Raw genomic sequence first — 19,188 nt, 5'->3', positions numbered from 1 at the left:
GACGCCTTATCGGAATAACCAGGAAGCAGCAGTGATAAAAAGCAATTGGGCAGGGTGGCCCGCATGATTGGTCATATTCTGGCCACGCTATTGCCGGTATTTTTAATCGCTGGTTGTGGCGCAGCCTATGGGCGTTACCGTACACCGGATATTCGCAGTCTCAATACTCTCAATATGGAGCTGTTCGTTCCGCTATTGGTGTTCGCCGTGCTGGCTGACAGGCAAGCGCCGTTAGCTGAGTACGCCTGGTTGGCCACGGCAGCGATAGCAGTAGTGCTAGGGTCGGGGCTTGTACTTTGGCCGCTGGCAAAGTGGCTAAAGCTGGATAGCAAAATCTTCCTTCCACCGATGATGTTCAACAATGCGGGCAATATGGGCGTGCCGCTGCTGGTGTTGGCATTTGGGGCTGAGGCACTTCCTGCGGCGGTGGTAGTGTTTATCGTTGAAATGCTGCTGCACTTTTCGGTGGGGCTTTACATGCTTAACCCGCGCACCTCGCTATGGCGAATGCTACGCATGCCGATTGTACTCGCGAGTCTGGCGGGTTTAGCGGTGAATATCAGTGGCCTGCCGCTGCCCGGCTGGCTGCTGGAGGCGATGCATATGCTAGGCGGGGTATGTATTCCGCTAATGCTGTTTGCGTTAGGGGTACGGCTCTTGGAGATCGACTTTAGCGATTGGCGCACGGGGATACTAGGGGCGGTGCTTTGTCCGCTTTCCGGATTAGTTATTGCTTTGCCGTTGATGTGGCTACTGCCACTAAATTCGCTTCAGGCGGCGGTGCTGCTGGTATTTGCGGCACTGCCGCCAGCAGTGTTGAACTACTTGGTCGCAGAGCAGTATAGGCTGTCGCCACAAAAAGTGGCCTCGCTAGTGCTAATCGGTAATCTGGGGAGTCTAGTCGTTATGCCGCTGACCTTGGCCGCGGCATTTACCTGGGTTTACGCGCCGCTATAACTTTTACCGGCAGCGACAGAGGTAACTCACTGTTTAATTAACGATCATCTTTAACTTCATAGCTGCCTTCCAAGACATCCTGATGACCAGGACGGTTTTGCGCAGACGTATTCGAGGAAGCATGTCCGTGAGAATGCCCTTGAGAATAGCCACCACCTATATCCTGCGCCTGCTGGGCGCGCATCTGCTCCATACGCTTTTTCATTTTATGGCGCATAAACGGCATCATTGCCCAGCCAATCAGCAAGAAAAACAGGCCGAGTACCACGCCGACTATCATTAACGCGCCAAACGCCAGCCACGTGAACAGCAGCTTCAAGCTGCCCGCCACTCCGCTGGGTTGGGTTTGCGCAGCACGGACGCGCCATTGGTTAGCCGCTTGCCATGCAGCGTTGCGTTGGTCGCGATTCATCTGTGGCATGAGAGCCTCCATCGGTTATTCGCACCCATTGGAACACAGTTGCTCTAGCAAGTTCACTGCTTGGCAGTAACGGGCAGTAGAATAGCCATTCTTCAGGTGCCAGTTTCTTCGTACGGTTTCGACGTGCAATTTCTAGGTACAATTTCTACGTACAGTGCGATTAGGTTTTTCAAATGTTACCATTAAGCTATACAAGGCAAGTTTAGTTGTACAAGCTTGCGCTTAATACGCTGTGCTTACCTAAACAGAGCTCATTTAACAGGACGGTTATATGGCTAATCATGGAGGCAAGTCGGTATTCATCGCATCGGTGGTGATTATTTTTGGCTTGGTAGTAGTTGGAGCGTCATTTCCAGAAGGATTTGCCAACGCTGCAGAGGGCGCATTGACTACTGTTACCGGACTATTCGGGTGGTTTTATCTATTTTCGGTTTTTGGTTTTGTCATTTTTCTATTTGGTCTGGCGCTGAGCAAGTACGGTAAGGTGCGCTTAGGTCCCCAGGATAGTAGACCCAACTATACATTTTTTTCGTGGATCAGCATGCTGCTGGCCGCAGGCTTTGGTGTCGGACTGGTCTTTTATGGCATGGCGGAACCCATGTTTCACTTCATTGAGCCGCCCTATGGAGACAGAACCGCCGAAACCGAAGCGGCCGCCCGCTACGCTATTCAATACAGCTACTTTAACTGGGGGATACACCAGTGGGCGGCTTTCTCGATTGTCGGTTTGATCATTGCCTATTTTCAGTTCCGCAAAGGGCAGGCAGGACTGGTGTCGTCCGTACTGTCATCGATAACGGCTAAGAATCCTAAAATTCGTCCCTACGCTTCCTGGCTGGATGTATTTGCCGTGGTCGCCACGGTAATGGGTGTGGCTACCTCGTTAGGGTTAGGCGTGCTGCAGATGAATGGCGGGTTAAACGCTGTGTTTGGCCTGCCGGAGAACGGTTTCTGGCAGTTTGTAATTCTTTTCGTGATGTTCTGCGCCTATATGGCATCCACCTGGTCGGGTTTGGATAAAGGCATTAAACGCCTTTCTAACCTTAATATGATTTTATGTATCGGATTGATGCTGTATGTGCTGTTCACTGGCCCAACCGTGGCGATATTAGAGACCATCACGGTGGGGATTGGTGACTATTTGCAGAACTTTATCGGCATGAGCCTGCGCATTTCTCCCTATGGTGATAATGAGTGGGCGAGTAGCTGGACGATTTTCTACTGGGCCTGGGTGATTGCCTGGTCGCCGTTTGTAGGCACCTTTATTGCCCGGGTATCTCGTGGCCGTACCATAAAAGAGTATGTGTTTGGGGTGCTGTTCGTACCGCCGCTGCTAGCTTGTTTATGGATTGGCGTATTCGGTGGCGCGGCGCTGCACATGGAGTTGAATGGTACCGATATCGGCCTAGCTGCCGCGACTCAGGATAATATAACCGTAGCACTGTTCGAGATGTTTGAGTTGATGCCCTTTACCGGCGTGCTGTCGGTCGTTGCGATGCTGCTGATCTTTATTTTTCTGGTCACCTCCGCTGACTCGGCTTCGTACATCGTGGCGCAAATGACCGATAATGGTTCGATCAATCCGCCGCTCTATAAGCGCGTCATTTGGGGTGTGCTGATCGCCGCTATTTGCCTGACGCTAATTGCCTCGGGTGGTTTGACGGGGCTGCAATCGGCCTCGGTGCTGTCGGCACTGCCGTTCACCTTTATCTTGTATATGATGGTGTTTGTCTTAGTTCAGGAACTACGCGCCGACCGCAAGGCGATGCTAACGCAGCTTTATCGCCGCCATGGTGAAACGCCGGTGGGTGCGGACGCCTTTGAAGCCGAGCTGTTAGGTGAAGAAGAGCGCTTGCGCCGTGCACCTAGTGTGGTCAATCGGCGCATTAATAGTTAGCATCAGTCATCAGCACTAATAAAAAGTAACCAAGCCTTCGATTGTGGGGCAAGGTAGTTGGGGAGCAGCGACACATGAAGCGAAAAGGCTGATGGCGCGGCAAGGGCGCCATGGAGCGACACGACGGCAGGCTAAAGGAGTTGCCTTCGATCACTGGCTAGATAGGGTCGTCACAGTGGCGGTGCTAACGGCGATGATCATTGGTCTGGCTGCTGTGGCTGCTCACTGGCTGCTTTAAAGTACCTGCTCTCCCGCAATATGTGCTTAACGCCCGGCTTTATGCCGGGCGTTTGCGTGTTTCGACCCGGTTTCGACCCAGCCGTTTGGCGTGGTAAAGGTGCTGGTCGGCACGCTCAATCAGCGCTTCAGCGCTAATTGAAAAACCGGGCGACATACTGGCAACACCCATGCTGACGGTAAGTTCTGAATGGGTGCTTGAAAAAGCATGGGGAATGGCTAGCGACAGCACCGCTTCGCGCAAGCAGTTGGCAACGCCCACTGCGTCGTCATGATCCTGACCTGGCAGTACACAGACAAATTCTTCGCCGCCGTAGCGGGCGAGCAAATCCCTGGCGGGGTCAATGCATTGATTGAGCGTTTTTGCTACAGCGCGCAGAGTGTCGTCGCCCATAGCGTGGCCATAATGATCGTTAAACTCCTTAAAGTTATCGATATCGATAAAAATCACCGATAACGGCTGCTGGGTTTGCTGCGCCAAGTGCCAGTGCTGTTGGTAAAACTCATCGAAGTGGCGTCGGTTCGCCACGCCCGTCAAACCATCCATATTAGAGAGATGATGGAGCTGGTCGCGCTGCTCCAAGCCTTGCTGAAACGCGTTTAACAAATGATCCAGACTATCCACCAGATGCCCTAACTCATCATGCTGATGTCCTCGCAACATTGGCTTGGGCCACTGGCCGGGACGATTGGGATCGGTTTGGGCAATAGCTGCGTGTACCTTGAGCAATGGGCGAGTAATAAATAGATGAAAAAAAGCGATCACCACTATGCTTAAAATAAACGCCTCTAAAATACTCACCCCGACCACCGTGTAAATACGCGCGAGGAATTGCTGGGTTAGGTAGCCTTCTGCCAGCATCAGCTCAATCTCGCCAACGACCGCTTCCGGCATGTCGCTGCCCATGTAGTAGGCGAGGTCGGTTTGGTGGTGCAGTATATCGCCAAATAAATATTGGCTGAGCCAAGTCGCATCAGCCTGTTTGGGCCTCTCAAATTCAGCCAGAGCGCGCCCAAAATCGTCACGAATCGACACCCATGCGACCTCGTCAGCATTAAATAGCCCATAGGCGATTTGGTGGGCGAGGTCGGGGTTAAGCTGGAAAGCGGCCTCTGCTGCGGCGCCGTTAACAACTGCCAACTGTTGAGTAATGCGTTGCTCGGTTTCCTGGCGCATATTGGTAGCGTGGCTAAGAAGTTCAATACTTCCTGCTACACCACTAATCAGCATAGCAATGAGCAGGGTGAGTAGCGCTTGCTTAGTGGTCAGGCTGCCTTTTTTAGGCGCGACGCCAGTGGCCAACATAGGAAAGCGAGGTCGGGGACTTATCACTGGCTCTCCCCCTGTCTATCGCGTTGCAGGGTATCCAGCTGTGCTTGCAGTCGCGCCAGCAGTGTTTTCGAAACGTTGAGGTGGCAGGCGAGATAAAGCGGTGCGCGATAAAAGGTAAACAAATGCGCTAGCGCGATGTCCTGTTCATGTGCCATGAATTCACCGGTTGCTTTGCCTGTCACAATCACATCTAGCAGGCCCGCCTTTAAACGCGCGATATTTTCTCGCTCCGAAGGAGCAAGTAGAACATTAATGCCGCTAGCGGCGACGTAATCGCCTACGGCATCTTCCCTAAAGCTGCCCACTTGCCAAGCGTTCAGCCCTGAAAGTGAATCAATATTAAGCCCACGCTCGGCTAAACTAAACGCTGCCCATTCATTGACGACCAGCGGGCCCACCCAGTGAAACAGCGCTTCACGCTCACGGGTGCGGGTGGTGGAGTAGACGCAGTGGTTCTCCCTTAAGCGTGCTTCAGTGTAAGCGCGCGCCCAAGGCAGTAGCCGAAAATTAGCCTCTATGTCAGCTTGGCGTAGCGCATCACGTAGCAGTCGCGTCGCACTACCGATTATTTGCCCTTGGTCGTCCGAATAATTGAACGGTGGGTACTCTTCGGTATTGATCGTCAGCGGCATCGCATGAAGTGGCAGACTGCAGCTACCGATAGCGGTGATCAGAGCAACGCCCATGCGGTATCGCCATCGGCGAGTTAGGTCGTTAGCCATCGTCAACTACCTCTCGACTCGTCCCGCTTGCACCTTGTTTAAGGCCTGCTGCATCAGCGCTACCAGACGTGGATCCGTGGCTTTGTTGATGGCAAAGTATAGCGAAGATTCGCTAAGGGTGTGTGTGGGGGTTAAAATATCTTTAGGATAACCTTCTGACGTCGCTATCCAGCCAGCCACATCCTGACTGTAAGCCCATAGCTCAACTCGCCCGCGGGTTAGCATATTGAGTGCGCTTCGGTTATCAATAGCGGATACGAGTAGGCGCTCAGGATAGCCAGCTTCCAAAAGCGCCTGGGCGCCGATATCTTCCCGAATGACCACCACGGTCAGGCCGCGATCAATCGCCTGCGCCAAAGAATCAACCACAATCGGTGCGTCGCGGTGGGCTAGCAGTACGACCCGATCTTGATCAATCGGCCCCACCCAGTGGAAATTGACCTCTCTTGCGGGCGTACGCGTAGTCGAAAATAGCACCGTATTAGGTTGGCTTAGTGCCAACTCATAGCCGCGAACCCAAGGGTAGTAGCGGACGTCATGACGACTTAATGGTGTTTCTGTCGCCGCAAAAATAGCCTCCAGCAAATCAATCGATATTCCGGTTAATTGCTGATTATCAATATAGTTGTAGGGTGGGTATTCTTCGGTAATAAAGGTGAGTGATGCTAAACCGCTGGATTCATCCGCCTGCACACTTGCGACGACTGCCAGCCACAGCCATAACATGGCCATCAACTTGTTAAGCGGCTGTCGGTATAATCGCCGTAGAGAGGGTTGGACTAATCCCATCGCAGTCTATCCATATTACTTGTCAATCAATCAAACTTAGAGCAACGCTGGTCGGCTGTCACCTCTAATCTGCCAACGCAAGCCGTGGCGCCTTGGCGGTTCTATCTGCTAGCCTTACGGCTTCCCCTGTGAGAGAAAACTAATGCTGCCTGCTAACACTGCTAAGGCGACGGATGGCTACGCATCGCGTCGAGAAATTTTCGGCTGGGCGATGTTTGATTTTGCCAACCAGGCCTACACGCTTTTGATTATTACCGTGGTATTTGGCGAGCTGTTTACCACCGTCATTGTGGGGGATCGAGGCGATAACTTCCGGTTGGCCAACTTTTTGTGGAGCTTGGCCCTGGCGATTAGTTATCTAATGGTGGTGATTACCGCGCCGCTGTGCGGTGCGGTGATGGATTACCGGGCGGAGAAAAAGCGCTTCCTGCTGATTAGTTATCTTGCCACTGTAGTCACGACGGGCATGCTCTACTTCGTTGAACCGGGCTACGTCGTTATCGGTTTGTTATTGATCGTGCTGTCTAACTACGCGTACTCCATGGGGGAGTCATTTATTGCTGCATTTTTACCTGAACTTGGGCCGCCGCAGTCGCTGGGCAAAATTTCCGGCTTTGGCTGGGCGCTCGGCTACATCGGCGGGCTGTTTGCGGCAGGTTTTACCCTGGTGGTGCTAGGCGAGGCCAGCGCGGAAAACTTTGAACGCATACGCTGGGTGGGGCCCTTTGCAGCCGGCTTTTTTCTGATTACCGCTATCCCTACGTTTTTATGGCTAAAAGAGCGCGGCACCCCCCAGCCCCGTGGCGTCTCTTATCGGCATATTGCCCTAAACCGCGTCACCACGACCCTTCACGAGCTGCGCTATTTTAAAGATCTGACGGTGTTTTTGATTTCGCTGCTGTTCTCGATGGCCGGTGTCTACATCATCATCGCGTTCGCCTTTATTTATGGCGCTCAAGTGATCGGCTGGGATGAAAGCGTACGCAATATCATGTTTATTATTGTCCAAGTGACCGCTGCGGCGGGGGCTTTGGGGTTTGGCTGGATACAGGATCAGCTAGGTGCCAAGCGAACGTACCAAATGACCCTGACGCTATGGGTGCTGGCGATTATTGCTATCTGGGCAACGCCGGAGGTGACGCAGTGGGTAAATGGACAGTTTGACCTGCAGTGGCAGGCTCAGTACGTATTTTTGGTGGTTGGCTGCCTGGCGGGGCTTAGCCTGGGTTCAAGCCAATCTGCCAGCAGGGCTCTGGTGGGGCTATTTTCACCCTTGGAGAAATCAGCCGAGTTTTTTGGCTTCTGGGGGCTGGCTAATAAGTTGGCAGGAGTGTTGGGTATCGTCATGTTGGGGGTGTTGCAGACACTGATTGGCTTGCAAGCGTCTATTCTATTATGTGTTGCCCTGTTCGTTATCGCGATGCTGGTTTGCGCCAGAGTCAACGAGCGCCGTGGTAGGGAAGCGGCGCTCGCCTGGGAAGCCAACAGTCATAGCAACACTAATAACGCTAACGAGGCATCCTTACCTCAGTGAGGGGGAGTATGGCGACGCACCTGGCAGGTCAAACAGCGCAACGCGGTGGTATCGTTATGATGCTGCTGTTTTGGTTGCTGTTAATGGCGGTGGGCACTTGGTGGATTCATGGTGGCCTCGAAGAGATGATGCGCCCGAACGCGAATATTGTGCATACGCTACCTGCGGGTGAGCCGGTTACCTTAAAACGTAATCGGGCAGGGCACTTTGAGGCGCCGGGACGCATCAACGGAACGCCGGTGACCTTTTTGCTCGATACTGGCGCCACCTATGTCGCCATACCGGCCGATTTAGCTAGTGAGTTAGGACTAAAGCCGGGACGCAGCGCTTGGTTCAATACCGCCAATGGTCGAGTTGAAGGTACTTTAACCGAACTCGATGAGGTTTCCCTGGGCGGTCTAAAAGTGCAGAATGTACAGGGGTCTATCAGCCCAGGCATGGAGCGTGACACCGTTCTACTCGGCATGAGCTTCTTAAATTTATTGTCGATTGAAATACAGTCGGGCGAGATGGTGTTAAGCCTTCCCAAGCAGTGAGTTCGGCTTGTGAATGTGCCACTGATATGATTGTCTCAATTAATACGAGTGCCAACATGCTAAGGAGTTGCTATGGGCATTGAAGTAGGTGGTTTATTAGGGCTAATCTGGCTCATCATTGTGATCTGGGCCATTGTGAAAGTCGCCAAAAGCGATGCAGGTGGTCTTGCTAAGCTGATATGGATCCTGGTGCTGCTGTTTTTCCCGTTAGTCGGCTTAATTGCATGGTTTTTGTTTGGGCCCAAAGGGTAGCCACTGAAAAGCCAAGCTGTAGCTAAGCACGCCTTGTGCACGTGCGTCAAAACGTGTAGCAGAAGAAAGTAGTTGTAAAAAAGTAGCTGAGTAAAAAAAGGCAGGCCACTGGTGGTCTGCCTTTTTAATATGCTTTAGCAATAGATATACTTAATCAAACATTACTCAATGGTGTCGTTTTCTTCCCCGGGCGGCGCCTTGTAATGCCCCGGGATTTTTAACTTCTCCCCATTGGGCAGGTCGCGCACTTGGGCTGGAACGTAAACACGCTTAATGACACTTTTCGTTTTGCTACTTCCCATGGCAGGTTCCTCCTGTCAAATTGTCGACAGTTCGCGCTTTAACAGTAGCTCCCGCAGGTGCGAGAATCAAGTGTTGGGCCTTGGCTACCGATCAATACGCATGATTGTAACGACAGAAGCGGGTGTTTTGATGGTTTTGAGTTATCCTGAGTGCCAGTCATAGGGCACCTGCGTTGGTATTGGGTGAGCGGGTGAAAAAACAAACAGCCTAAGCGGAGTGCATAAAGAGGATGGTAGATCATTTGGAACAGCAATTTCAGGCGCTTGAGTCACAAGAGTCTGTAATGCCTGACTATCCCGATCAAGATCATGTCCTGATCATTGAGGATGACCAGCGTTTGGCCGAGCTGACCCGTGATTACTTGGAAGCGAACGGCTTCCAAGTAACGCTGGAAGCTGACGGTGCGAAAGGGGTCGACCGTATTTTAACCCTGCAGCCCGATCTGGTGATTTTAGACTTAATGCTGCCAGGGGAGGACGGTCTGGCGATTTGTCGTCGCGTTAGACCCAATTTTGCCGGCCCGATCATGATGCTGACCGCTCGCACCGATGATCTCGATCAGGTCTTGGGGCTCGAAATGGGCGCCGACGACTACGTGCCGAAGCCGGTTCAACCGCGAGTGCTATTGGCGCGTATGCGCGCGCTATTGCGCCGTGCCGACGGGCCGGCACCAGACGGCGAAATGCGGCTGCGTTTTGAAAACCTGGAGATCGATAACGCCACTCGTGAAGCCTGGCTTTCAGGCGAGCGGATTGACTTAACCAGCGCCGAGTTTGACCTACTTTGGTTACTGGGCCGTAATGCTGGCCGAGTGCTCACCCGCGAAGAGATATTCAGCGAATTACGGGGCATTAAGTACGACGGCCAAGACCGCTCGATTGATGTACGCGTATCGCGCATACGCCCTAAAATTGGCGATGATCCGAACCAGCCTCATCGGATCAAAACCGTGCGCAGCAAAGGTTATCTTTTCGTCAAAGACAGTTGATCACTCAGAGGGATGGCATCATGCGGCGGGTGCTCAGTAACGGCTCGTTTTTACGTTTCTATTTGCTGCTGGGCATCGCGCTATTGGTGGTTTTTGTGATCGCCTTAGCGGGACGCTCCTTTATCGAACAGGTGCGCCGTGAAGACTATCGTGAGCAGCTCGCCGCGCTGCCTATGTCGCTGATGACACAACAGCTCGCCGACGCACCGGCTGAACAGCGAAATGCTCTGCTTGAGCGTTTTTCGGAACAGCTCGATTTACAGCTGACCTTGCAACCTATCAGCGATGCGGATTTGGGATTTTTCGAACGATCGCGTCTGGAACAAGGCAAAATACTGGTCGCTGAGAGCCCCTGGCTACTGCAACAGCGTTTGCCGGGTGACGCCTGGCTGCTGCAAGCACGACTCGATGACTGGAGTGAGCACCAGTGGCATGGCAGTATCGAACTGCTTGGCGACTGGTTAGCAGCAGTGCCCGAGAACGAGCGTGACGTGCGCATCGCTCAACTGCGCCATGGAAGCTGGCCGTTGCAGCTTTTGGCTGCTTTCCCTGGGGGGCTAACCGCGCAGCAGCAGGCTCAACTGGCCAGCGGTAATGTTATTACCCGACTCGTCTCCGATAAGCTGTCGATTACGCTGCTTTATCAACTACCCGGCCAATCTCAATGGCTGCAAGCGGGGCCCATTTCCCGCGGCGACACTCTACCGCTAAATTTGCATCTGCCTCTGCTGGTGGGGCTGATGATCGTTCTCAGCCTGATTATTTATTTGATTATGCGCAGTATTGAAGCCCGCATGGCGCGGCTGGAACTGGCTGCCACGCGGATTGCCAGTGGCCGCCTGGAAACCCGGGTAAAGGTAGAGAGCGGCGACTTTTTAGGCCGCTTGGGCATGGCCTTTAATGGCATGGCCAATCAGGTGCAGAGCCTGCTGCGCGGTCAACAGGAGATGATTCGGGCGGTTTCCCATGAACTACGTACCCCCGTAGCGCGCATTCGCTTTGCCGTGCAGATGGTCGAGGATATGACCGACCAGCCTGCTATTCGCCGCCAGCTTCAGGGGATTGATGCGGATATTGCCGAGCTCGATGAGTTAGTTGATGAAATTCTCACCTATGCACGACTGGGTGGGGAAACGGTTAACGGCGCGGAGCTTGAAACGGCGCTGGTAGAGTGCCGGGCCATGGCGGAACGGGTGATTGATACGCTGTCGCCGCTGCATAAGGGCTTAGCGCTGGCGCTTGCGCCTGGGCCTGAGATTGAGCTGTTGGCGGAGCCGCGCTATCTCCAGCGTGCGGTGCAGAACTTAGTCGGCAACGCCTGTCGCCATGCCAAGTCCCAGGTGGTGATTCACCTTTGGGATGAGCCCAATCTGGTTCGTATTGACGTTGAAGATGACGGCCCCGGCATTCCGCCGGAAGCGCGAGCGGATATTTTCAAGCCGTTTGCCCGGCTGGACGACAGCCGTGCTCGCAGCTCTGGTGGTTACGGTTTAGGGCTTTCGATTGTGCAGAAAATCATGGCCGGGCACGGTGGCAGCGTGACTATCGATACCAGCCCCTCATTGGGCGGCGCGCGCTTTACGCTGCTGATTCCGCGTCGCGATCCGCAGGCTTGACCCCGGATAGCACTGCAAAGGAGGTCTCCCGCGCCGTGCGTAAAAAATCTTGCATCCATGGTGCTTCGCGGGTCTCTTCGCGAATCGCCGCATAAAGCGTGCTCCATACCCCATGCTCGCCTAGCTTCACCGCGCTAACGTAATCGCGCTCTAAATACTCGGTGAGTGCCCAGTTGGGAAGTGCACACACGCCACGCCCGCTGGCCACCAGTTGCATCATCATAATCGTCAATTCGGCGGTACGAATCTCCTGAGGACGCACGTTCGCCGGTTGCAAAAACTGGGTGAAAATATCCAATCGCGACTGCTCAACGGGGTAGGTAATCAACGTTTCCTCAGCCAGTGCCTGGGGCTCTATATACCCCCGGCCTGCAAAAGGGTGCTGACGGGCGACGGCCAGTAGCCCTTCATAGCGAAACAGCGGAGCGTAGTGAATGCCCTCAAGGGGCTGGGGGTCAGCGGTGATTACTAGATCCAGCTGCTCTCGGGCAAGTGCCGGAAGCGGGTCGAAGTGGTGTCCACTGGGAATGTCGATTTCCACTTCCGGCCAGTGATCGCGAAAATAGTCCACAGTGGGCATTAGCCACTGAAAGCAGCTATGGCACTCAATGGCCATATGCAAACGCCCCTGCTCGGTGCCTGCCAAGCGCGCCAAATCACGCTCCGCCTTGCGTACTTCCGGCAGTACCTGGTCGGCTAGAGCGAGTAGCCGCAGCCCCGCGCGGGTGAATTCCACCGGACGGGTTTTGCGCACAAAAAGCGCGCTATCCACGCGGCTCTCAAGATCTTTAAGCTGGTGCGAAAGCGCCGATTGGGTCAAATGCACGCGATCAGCAGCGTCGACCAGAGAGCCGGTTTCGCGCAGAGCCAGCAGCGTGCGTAGATGTCGCAGTTCAATCATTGTGAGTATTGTTCATCTTTAATATTAGAAACTTTAGTTTGATTCACTACGGCGTGGTGCCCAGACTGTGTGAATTATTTCACGTTGGTAGGGTTCATCATGACAGTTTCTCATATTCTCGGCTATCCCCGCATCGGCGCTCAGCGCGAATTAAAAAAAGCCACTGAAGCATACTGGAAGGGCGAATGTACGCGTAGCGAGCTGGAAAACACCGGTCGCGAGCTGCGTTTGCGCCACTGGCAGGCGCAGCAGGACGCGGGTTTGGATTTCGTTAGCGTGGGCGATTTCGCATTTTACGACCAAGTGCTGAACATTTCAGTAGCGCTGGGCGCGGTGCCTGCCCGCTTTAATGCCAATAATGAAGTGGCTGGTGGCGATGTCGATCTCGACACCACCTTCCGTATGGCCCGCGGTAGAGCTCCCAGGGGTGAGCCCGCCGCAGCCTGTGAAATGACCAAATACTTCGATACCAACTACCACTACCTGGTACCCGAACTGCACGAAGGACACACCTTTACCCTGGCATCCAACCGTCTGTTTGACGAAGTGGATGAAGCGTTACGGGCGGGTTTTACCCCGAAAGTAACACTGACGGGGCCGCTGACTTGGCTATGGCTTGGCAAAACCAAGGGCGGTGATTTTGACCGCCTGACGCTGCTCGACAGCGTACTCGACGTGTATGGCGAAATATTGGCGCGGCTCGCCACCCAAGGCATTGAGTGGGTGCAGCTGGATGAGCCAGCGCTGGTGCAGGATCTGCCGCTGGCATGGCAGCAGGCCTATGAGCGTGCTTTTCATCGCCTTCAGTCTGTGCCGCTAAAACTATTGCTAGCCACTTACTTCGGCGGCTTGGGCGATAACCTATCGTTGGCGACCCGTTTGCCCGTGGCGGGGTTGCACATTGATGCCGTGCGCGCCCCCCAGCAAGTCGAAGGTGTTATTGACCGCCTTGGCCCTCATCAGGTGCTATCGGTGGGGTTTGTTGATGGCCGCAATGTCTGGCGGGCCGACTTGGCTGCCTTGCGAGAACGCCTGCTGCCGTTAAAAGTGCGCCTGGGTCAGCGGCTTTGGTTGGCACCCAACTGCTCGCTGTTGCATGTGCCGGTGGATTTGGCTCAGGAGACAGAGCTTGGTGATGAGCTGATCAGCTGGCTGGCTTTCGCGCGGCAGAAACTTGACGAGGTGGTCACCTTGGCGCGCTTGATCGATAACCGCGCCACGCCTGCCGATGAGCAGCGCCTGGATCAGGCCACACGGGCGTTGGATGCCCGGCGTGAATCAACGCGTATTCACCAAGCTGTGGTCAGTGAGCGTTTGGCGGCGGTTCGCCCCGCCGATAGTCAGCGTCAGGCGCCTTATGGCGTGCGATCTGAGGCTCAGCGTCGCGCGCTTAAGCTACCGCTATTTCCCACCACTACGATTGGTTCTTTCCCGCAAACCGATGCGATTCGTGCCGCCCGGCGCGCTTTTAAGGCCGGTGAACTGGCATTAGCCGACTACGAAGCCCGTATGCAGGTCGAAATTGCCTACGCCGTTGAGCGCCAGCAGGCGCTGGGGATTGATGTGCCGGTGCATGGCGAAGCCGAACGTAACGATATGGTGGAGTACTTTGGTGAACAGTTGGAAGGCTTTGCGTTTACCCGTTTTGGCTGGGTACAAAGTTACGGTTCACGCTGCGTGAAGCCGCCGGTGATCTTTGGTGACGTATCGCGCCCCGCCCCGATGACGGTGCGCTGGAGCAAGTACGCCCAAACCTTGACCGATAAGCCCATGAAGGGCATGTTGACCGGGCCGGTGACGATTCTACAGTGGTCGTTTGTACGTGATGACCAGCCGCGGGAAACCACCTGCCGCCAGATTGCCTTGGCCCTGCGTGATGAGGTGTTGGATCTGGAAAAAGCCGGGATCAGCATTATTCAAATTGATGAGCCAGCGCTGCGCGAAGGGTTACCGCTGCGCCAACATGAGTGGCAAGCATACCTTGATTGGGCAGTAGAGAGCTTCCAGTTGAGTGCCGCAGGCGTGGCCAACGCCACTCAGATTCATACCCATATGTGTTACTCGGAATTCAACGACATCATTGGCGCCATTGCTGCGTTGGATGCCGATGTCATCACCATCGAAACGTCGCGCTCGGATATGCACCTGCTGGATGCCTTCCAGGGCTTCGCTTATCCCAACGAAATCGGCCCAGGGGTTTACGATATCCACACCCCCAATATTCCCGAGGTGAGCTGGATGGTCGATTTGATGGAGAAAGCCCTGGAAAAAATCCCTGCTGAACGGCTGTGGGTGAACCCGGACTGCGGCCTAAAAACCCGTGGTTGGGCGGAAGTAGAGCCGGCGGTGGCCAATATGGTGGAAGCGGCTAAAGTGTTACGCCAACGCTATGCATAAACGGGCAGAGGTCAGAATCTCTCCCGCTGCCCTAAGCAGCGGGGGAGTGCTGACTTTTCGTCGCTTAGTTTTTTGATGCTTAGCTTTTTGATGCATAGGCGTAGAGCAGGGTTTCCTGGGCACTAATGGCATCGCTGTCACCCGGATCCTGGAGTAGGTAGCTGCCGTCGGTCTGGAGCAGCCAGCTCTGGCAGTTATCCACCAGGTAGGTCTCCAGGTCTTTGCGTACCCGAGTGGCGAGCTTCTTATCCAGCAGCGGGAAGCAAGTCTCCACCCGGTGGAACATATTGCGCGACATAAAGTCCGCGCTTGAGCACCAGGTCTCTGACTTGCCATCATTGTGGAAGTGGAACACCCGGGTATGCTCCAGCAGACGACCAATAATCGAGCGCACGCGAATGTTGTCGGAAACGCCCGGTACCCCTGGCTTCAAACAGCACATACCGCGAATAATCAAATCGCACTCTACCCCCGCTTGTGAGGCCCGGTAGAGCGCTTTGATAAGCTTGGGCTCGGTTAACGAGTTGCACTTAATAATGATGTGTCCGCGCTTACCCTTACGCGCTATCTGCGCTTCGCGCTCAATCATTGCCACCAGCCGCTCATGCAGCGTGAATGGCGCGTGCAGCAACGTGTCGATTTTGCGAGCACGGCCCATTCCCGACAGTTGCTGAAATACTTTATGAACATCCGCACACAGCGCTTTGTTGGCAGTCAGCAGGCTGTAGTCGGTATATAGTTTGGCGGTTTTAGAGTGATAGTTACCGGTGCCCAGGTGCGCGTAGTAGCAAAGCTCGCCTTTTTCACGGCGCACAATGTGCAGCATTTTGGCGTGGGTTTTGTACGCCATAATGCCGTAGACAACGATTGCGCCCGCTTCCTGCAAGCGTGAAGCCAGCTGTAAGTTGTCGGCCTCATCAAAGCGCGCGCGCAGCTCAATGACTACAGTGACTTCTTTGCCTTGGCTGGCCGCTTCCACAAGTGCGTTAACAATGGCCGAGTCTGCGCCGGTACGGTAAAGGGTCTGCTTCACCGCCAGTACATTTGGATCTCGGGCGGCTTCGCGCAGCAGGTCTTCAATCGGCGTAAACGACTGGAAGGGGTGATGGAGCAGAATGTCGTTCTTGGCAATAGCGTCAAATAGACTACCTGCTTTGAGCGCTTTGGGAATACTGGGGGTAAACGGTCGATAGAGTAGTTCGGGGCGATCCACGTCCCCCAGTACCGACATCATCCGGGTTAAATTAACCGGCCCTTTGACGCGATATAAGTCGTCGCTTTCCAGTTCAAACTGGCGCAGCAAAAAGTTGGTCAAGTCATCAGGGCAACTGTCAGCGACTTCCAGGCGCACACCGCTGCCGTAGCGACGTGCCAGCAGCTCACCGCGCAGCGCAGAGGCGAGATCCGAAACCTCCTCTGGGTCAACGCTCATATCCGCGTTGCGGGTCAGCCGGAATTGATAGCAGCCGCGTACGCTCATGCCAGGAAACAGCTCCTCGGCATGGGCATGAATCATCGAAGATAGGAAAACATATTCCGAGAATCCCTCCTCGCATAGCTCTTTGGGCAGTGCCATCAGACGCGGTAGCGAGCGCGGCGCGGGAAGAATCGCCATCCCCCCGGCGCGACCAAACGCATCTTTGCCTTCCAACTCAACAATAAAATTGAGGCTTTTATTCACTAAACGCGGGAAAGGATGCGAGGGGTCGAGGCCGATCGGGCTAATGACCGGCATAATTTCATTATCGAAAAACGCCTTAACCCAGGTTTTCTGCTCATCAGTCCACTGATCGCGGCGACGAAAACGCAGCCCATGGGTTTCCAGCGCGGGTAACAAAGTGTCGTTGAGTATCTGATACTGACGGTCAATTTGCGCGTGAGCAAGCTGCGATATCTCGCCCAACACCGCTTTGGGCAGGCGGCCATCGGCGGCGGTGGTGTCGTCGCCCAGGGCAATTTGATGCTTCAAGCCCGCCACCCTAATCTCGAAAAACTCATCCATGTTGGAGGAGAAGATCAGCAGGAACATTAACCGGTTGAGCAGTGGGTGGGCGTCATCTAACGCCTGCTCCAACACGCGGATATTGAACTGTAGATGCGATAGCTCGCGGTTGAAGTAGAGCTGGGTATCGTCGAGGTCGGTTTCAGGCTGTGCTTCACGTGCCTGGACGCCGGTCGGGGTACGGTTGATCCGTAGCGGTGTATCGCCGTCGCTGCTGGTGTGATCGGAAGACGATAATGGTAAGGAATCTGAAGCTTGCTCGTCCATATTGGATCTCCCCGCGTTGATAGCTCGAAGGTATCATAGCCTGATACTTGTATATCAGTGCAGTATGCGGGGAGAAGATGACAAAAAGGTGTCACCTGGTTGTCATCTTAGCGTTGCTGAAGTAACCGCGCTGCATCTAGGGCGAAGTAGGTCAGAATGCCATCCACGCCTGCCCGTTTGAAACACATCAACGACTCCAGTATTACCGGCTCCGCTTCTAACCAGCCGTTGTCGAAGGCCGCGCGGTGCATGGCGTACTCGCCGCTGACTTGGTAAGCGAAGGTGGGTACCTGTAGTTCGCTTTTTACCCGCCGCACGATATCTAGGTAGGGCATGCCAGGCTTGACCATCACCATGTCGGCGCCCTCGGCGATATCCATGGCCACTTCGTGGAGCGCTTCATCGCTGTTAGCAGGATCCATTTGATAGGTGCGCTTGTCTGCTTTGCCCAAGTTAGCAGCCGAACCGACCGCATCGCGAAAAGGCCCGTAGTAGTGTGAGGCGTACTTGGCGCTGTAGGCCATAATACGCAAATTATGCAGATGTTCCTGCTCCAACACTTGGCGAATCGCACCAATCCGCCCATCCATCATATCGGAAGGGGCGACCACATCGGCCCCCGCTTCAGCATGGGAGAGCGCCTGCTTGAGCAGGGTATCCACTGTGCGGTCATTCTGGACATAGCCGTGTTCGTCAAGAATGCCGTCTTGACCGTGGCTGGTATAAGGATCCAACGCCACGTCCGTGATAATGCCTAATTCGGGCAGCGCTTCTTTAAGGGCGCGCACGCTGCGCTGAACTAAACCGCTAGCGCTATAGGCCTCTTCAGCAAGCTCACTCTTGTGCTCGGGGCCAACCACAGGAAAGAGAGCCAGTGCTGGAATGCCCAGTTCATACGCCTCGCGAGCTTGCTCGATCAGCAGATCAATAGACAGCCGTTCAACGCCGGGCATGGAGGCGACGGCTTCACGCTGATTGATACCTTCCAACACAAAAACGGGCAGAATCAGGTCGGATGGACTCAGGCTGTTTTCCTGCATCAATCGGCGTGAGAAATCGTCGCGGCGCATACGGCGCATGCGCGTGGCGGGAAAGTGGCGGGCAGTGGGTGTGCTCAAGAGGGCTCTCCATTAGAGGTCGTAAAAATCAGTGATCGTGAACATTAAGGATCGCAAATCAACATGCCCGAAGGCCTGGGGTCAGTATATCAGTCATGCCCTGCGGCGAAAGCCGTCTTGTGGCGACACGGCAGACTGACTAAAGTGAGCGACAGCTTTGCTGTATTGCGTTCAGCAGACCCTGGGATAAGGAGATAGGCATGACCAAACAGGTGGCAGTGATTTTAGCTGGCTGCGGCGTTTACGATGGCTCGGAAATATATGAGACCACGCTAACGCTGCTGCGCTTGGATCAGTTGGGTATCGGTTACCGTTGTTTTGCCCCAGATATAGAGCAGCACCATGTGGTTAACCACCTCACTCAAGAGGTGATAGAGGGCGAGCAGCGCAATGTGTTGCTGGAGTCTGCCCGCCTGGCGCGGGGAGAGGTCAGCCCGCTTGAAGAGTTAGACGCTGACAGCTTCGACGCAGTGATCGTGCCCGGCGGTTTTGGCGTGGCCAAGAACCTGTCGGACTTCGCCAGCGCCGGTGACAGTATGCAGGTTCTAGATGCATTAAAAGCGGCCTTGGTGGGGTTTCGCGAGGAGGCCAAGCCGATTGGTTTGATGTGTATTTCACCCGTACTGGTGCCCCGCCTATTGGATGAGGGCATTGCGGTGACGGTGGGCAATGACCCGGCGGTTTCCGGGGCAATTAGCGCCATGGGCGGCCTGCACCGCAGCTGCGGCGTAGAGGATATTGTGGTGGATCTTGAGCATCGCGTGGTCACTACGCCTGCCTATATGCTGGCAACGCGTATCAGCGAAGCCGCTACCGGTATTTTTAAGCTGGTAGATCGCATTGCAGAAATGATGGATTAAGCTCGACGCTGTGCTGCAGATAAAAAACCACCGCCATTAACCATGGCGGTGGTTTTTA

Annotated in this window: 17 protein-coding genes; 10 read left to right on the top strand and 7 right to left on the bottom strand. The window is 54.5% G+C overall.

The features are described from left to right. Positions 1 to 63 precede the first annotated feature (63 nt). Entirely contained in the window at positions 64 to 957 is an 894-nt protein-coding gene (locus HZU72_RS18790) for an AEC family transporter (RefSeq protein ID WP_180094871.1), read from the top strand. A gap of 37 nt (positions 958 to 994) precedes the next feature. Here the strand turns inward: HZU72_RS18790 and HZU72_RS18785 are convergent, their stop codons facing one another. After that, positions 995 to 1,378 (bottom strand): hypothetical protein, encoded by a 384-nt coding sequence (locus HZU72_RS18785; RefSeq protein ID WP_180094869.1) that lies wholly within the window; start codon positions 1,376 to 1,378, stop codon positions 995 to 997. A 271-nt stretch (positions 1,379 to 1,649) separates the two neighbouring features. Between HZU72_RS18785 and HZU72_RS18780 the strand changes: the two genes are divergently transcribed. Further along, positions 1,650 to 3,275: a BCCT family transporter gene (locus HZU72_RS18780; protein WP_180094867.1), complete on the top strand. Its 1,626-nt coding sequence runs from the start codon at positions 1,650 to 1,652 to the stop codon at positions 3,273 to 3,275. 91 nt (positions 3,276 to 3,366) lie between these two features. Continuing rightward, positions 3,367 to 3,513: a hypothetical protein gene (locus tag HZU72_RS18775; RefSeq protein WP_180094865.1), complete on the top strand. Its 147-nt coding sequence runs from the start codon at positions 3,367 to 3,369 to the stop codon at positions 3,511 to 3,513. Between the two features lie 39 nt (positions 3,514 to 3,552). Here the strand turns inward: HZU72_RS18775 and HZU72_RS18770 are convergent, their stop codons facing one another. From HZU72_RS18770 to HZU72_RS18760, 3 genes are read right to left on the bottom strand one after another with little or no spacing between them, the layout of a single operon-like run. After that, the gene (locus tag HZU72_RS18770) at positions 3,553 to 4,845 is read right to left on the bottom strand and encodes a GGDEF domain-containing protein (RefSeq protein WP_286903066.1); all 1,293 of its coding nucleotides are present in this window, start codon (positions 4,843 to 4,845) and stop codon (positions 3,553 to 3,555) included. Then, the gene (locus tag HZU72_RS18765; protein ID WP_235976180.1) at positions 4,842 to 5,567 is read right to left on the bottom strand and encodes a substrate-binding periplasmic protein; all 726 of its coding nucleotides are present in this window, start codon (positions 5,565 to 5,567) and stop codon (positions 4,842 to 4,844) included. The genes HZU72_RS18770 and HZU72_RS18765 overlap by 4 nt, the downstream gene beginning before the upstream one ends. Before the next feature lie 6 nt (positions 5,568 to 5,573). Further along, on the bottom strand, positions 5,574 to 6,356 hold the full coding sequence (locus tag HZU72_RS18760) for a substrate-binding periplasmic protein (RefSeq protein ID WP_235976179.1): 783 nt from the start codon (positions 6,354 to 6,356) through the stop codon (positions 5,574 to 5,576). 142 nt (positions 6,357 to 6,498) lie between these two features. On the opposite strand from HZU72_RS18760, the gene HZU72_RS18755 reads away from it, so the two are divergent. The 5 genes from HZU72_RS18755 to HZU72_RS18735 all read left to right on the top strand — a co-directional run bounded on the left by HZU72_RS18755 (position 6,499) and on the right by HZU72_RS18735 (position 11,585). Beyond that, positions 6,499 to 7,890, top strand: a complete 1,392-nt coding sequence (locus tag HZU72_RS18755; RefSeq protein WP_180094861.1) for an MFS transporter — start codon at positions 6,499 to 6,501, stop codon at positions 7,888 to 7,890. 8 nt (positions 7,891 to 7,898) lie between these two features. Beyond that, positions 7,899 to 8,426: a retropepsin-like aspartic protease family protein gene (locus HZU72_RS18750; RefSeq protein ID WP_180094859.1), complete on the top strand. Its 528-nt coding sequence runs from the start codon at positions 7,899 to 7,901 to the stop codon at positions 8,424 to 8,426. Between the two features lie 72 nt (positions 8,427 to 8,498). Beyond that, positions 8,499 to 8,678, top strand: a complete 180-nt coding sequence (locus tag HZU72_RS18745; protein WP_180094857.1) for a PLDc N-terminal domain-containing protein — start codon at positions 8,499 to 8,501, stop codon at positions 8,676 to 8,678. A 532-nt stretch (positions 8,679 to 9,210) separates the two neighbouring features. Beyond that, positions 9,211 to 9,969, top strand: a complete 759-nt coding sequence (locus tag HZU72_RS18740) for a winged helix-turn-helix domain-containing protein (RefSeq protein ID WP_286903069.1) — start codon at positions 9,211 to 9,213, stop codon at positions 9,967 to 9,969. A 20-nt stretch (positions 9,970 to 9,989) separates the two neighbouring features. After that, positions 9,990 to 11,585, top strand: coding sequence for an ATP-binding protein (locus HZU72_RS18735; RefSeq protein ID WP_180094855.1), 1,596 nt, complete (start codon positions 9,990 to 9,992; stop codon positions 11,583 to 11,585). Here the strand turns inward: HZU72_RS18735 and HZU72_RS18730 are convergent. Further along, complete coding sequence (locus HZU72_RS18730; protein ID WP_180094853.1) at positions 11,548 to 12,486, bottom strand: LysR family transcriptional regulator; 939 nt, start codon at positions 12,484 to 12,486, stop codon at positions 11,548 to 11,550. The genes HZU72_RS18735 and HZU72_RS18730 overlap by 38 nt on opposite strands. Before the next feature lie 99 nt (positions 12,487 to 12,585). Here HZU72_RS18730 and metE point away from each other — a divergent pair, with 99 nt between their 5' ends. Beyond that, entirely contained in the window at positions 12,586 to 14,883 is a 2,298-nt protein-coding gene (gene metE, locus HZU72_RS18725) for a 5-methyltetrahydropteroyltriglutamate--homocysteine S-methyltransferase (RefSeq protein ID WP_180094851.1), read from the top strand. A 79-nt stretch (positions 14,884 to 14,962) separates the two neighbouring features. On the opposite strand, the gene ppk1 is transcribed toward metE, so the two are convergent. Continuing rightward, a complete protein-coding gene (ppk1, locus tag HZU72_RS18720) occupies positions 14,963 to 17,152 on the bottom strand; it encodes a polyphosphate kinase 1 (RefSeq protein WP_180094849.1) in 2,190 nt (729 codons plus the stop codon). Positions 17,153 to 17,259: 107 nt separating this feature from the next. Next, positions 17,260 to 18,270, bottom strand: coding sequence for a porphobilinogen synthase (gene hemB / locus HZU72_RS18715; protein ID WP_180094847.1), 1,011 nt, complete (start codon positions 18,268 to 18,270; stop codon positions 17,260 to 17,262). A 200-nt stretch (positions 18,271 to 18,470) separates the two neighbouring features. On the opposite strand from hemB, the gene elbB reads away from it, so the two are divergent. Then, positions 18,471 to 19,130 carry an isoprenoid biosynthesis glyoxalase ElbB gene (gene elbB, locus HZU72_RS18710; protein ID WP_180094845.1) on the top strand — a complete coding sequence of 220 codons (660 nt, stop codon included), beginning with the start codon at positions 18,471 to 18,473 and terminating at the stop codon, positions 19,128 to 19,130. Positions 19,131 to 19,188: the final 58 nt, after the last annotated feature.

It is taken from the genome of Vreelandella sedimenti (assembly GCF_013416325.1).
GTDB classification, from domain to species: domain Bacteria; phylum Pseudomonadota; class Gammaproteobacteria; order Pseudomonadales; family Halomonadaceae; genus Vreelandella; species Vreelandella sedimenti.
Note: the sequence above shows the minus strand (reverse complement) of the source record. Positions and strands in the feature narration are given on the sequence as shown.

What these genes read in the sequence shown, in the direction of transcription:
- HZU72_RS18790 (WP_180094871.1), top strand. Translation starts at nt 64, where the DNA reads ATGATTGGTCATATTCTGGCCACGCTATTGCCGGTATTTTTAATCGCT.
- ppk1 (WP_180094849.1), bottom strand. Translation starts at nt 17,152, where the DNA reads ATGGACGAGCAAGCTTCAGATTCCTTACCATTATCGTCTTCCGATCAC.
- HZU72_RS18750 (WP_180094859.1), top strand. Translation starts at nt 7,899, where the DNA reads ATGGCGACGCACCTGGCAGGTCAAACAGCGCAACGCGGTGGTATCGTT.
- HZU72_RS18735 (WP_180094855.1), top strand. Translation starts at nt 9,990, where the DNA reads ATGCGGCGGGTGCTCAGTAACGGCTCGTTTTTACGTTTCTATTTGCTG.
- HZU72_RS18785 (WP_180094869.1), bottom strand. Translation starts at nt 1,378, where the DNA reads ATGCCACAGATGAATCGCGACCAACGCAACGCTGCATGGCAAGCGGCT.
- HZU72_RS18760 (WP_235976179.1), bottom strand. Translation starts at nt 6,356, where the DNA reads ATGGGATTAGTCCAACCCTCTCTACGGCGATTATACCGACAGCCGCTT.
- HZU72_RS18775 (WP_180094865.1), top strand. Translation starts at nt 3,367, where the DNA reads ATGGCGCGGCAAGGGCGCCATGGAGCGACACGACGGCAGGCTAAAGGA.
- elbB (WP_180094845.1), top strand. Translation starts at nt 18,471, where the DNA reads ATGACCAAACAGGTGGCAGTGATTTTAGCTGGCTGCGGCGTTTACGAT.
- HZU72_RS18780 (WP_180094867.1), top strand. Translation starts at nt 1,650, where the DNA reads ATGGCTAATCATGGAGGCAAGTCGGTATTCATCGCATCGGTGGTGATT.
- HZU72_RS18745 (WP_180094857.1), top strand. Translation starts at nt 8,499, where the DNA reads ATGGGCATTGAAGTAGGTGGTTTATTAGGGCTAATCTGGCTCATCATT.
- HZU72_RS18765 (WP_235976180.1), bottom strand. Translation starts at nt 5,567, where the DNA reads ATGGCTAACGACCTAACTCGCCGATGGCGATACCGCATGGGCGTTGCT.
- metE (WP_180094851.1), top strand. Translation starts at nt 12,586, where the DNA reads ATGACAGTTTCTCATATTCTCGGCTATCCCCGCATCGGCGCTCAGCGC.
- HZU72_RS18740 (WP_286903069.1), top strand. Translation starts at nt 9,211, where the DNA reads ATGGTAGATCATTTGGAACAGCAATTTCAGGCGCTTGAGTCACAAGAG.
- HZU72_RS18755 (WP_180094861.1), top strand. Translation starts at nt 6,499, where the DNA reads ATGCTGCCTGCTAACACTGCTAAGGCGACGGATGGCTACGCATCGCGT.
- HZU72_RS18730 (WP_180094853.1), bottom strand. Translation starts at nt 12,486, where the DNA reads ATGATTGAACTGCGACATCTACGCACGCTGCTGGCTCTGCGCGAAACC.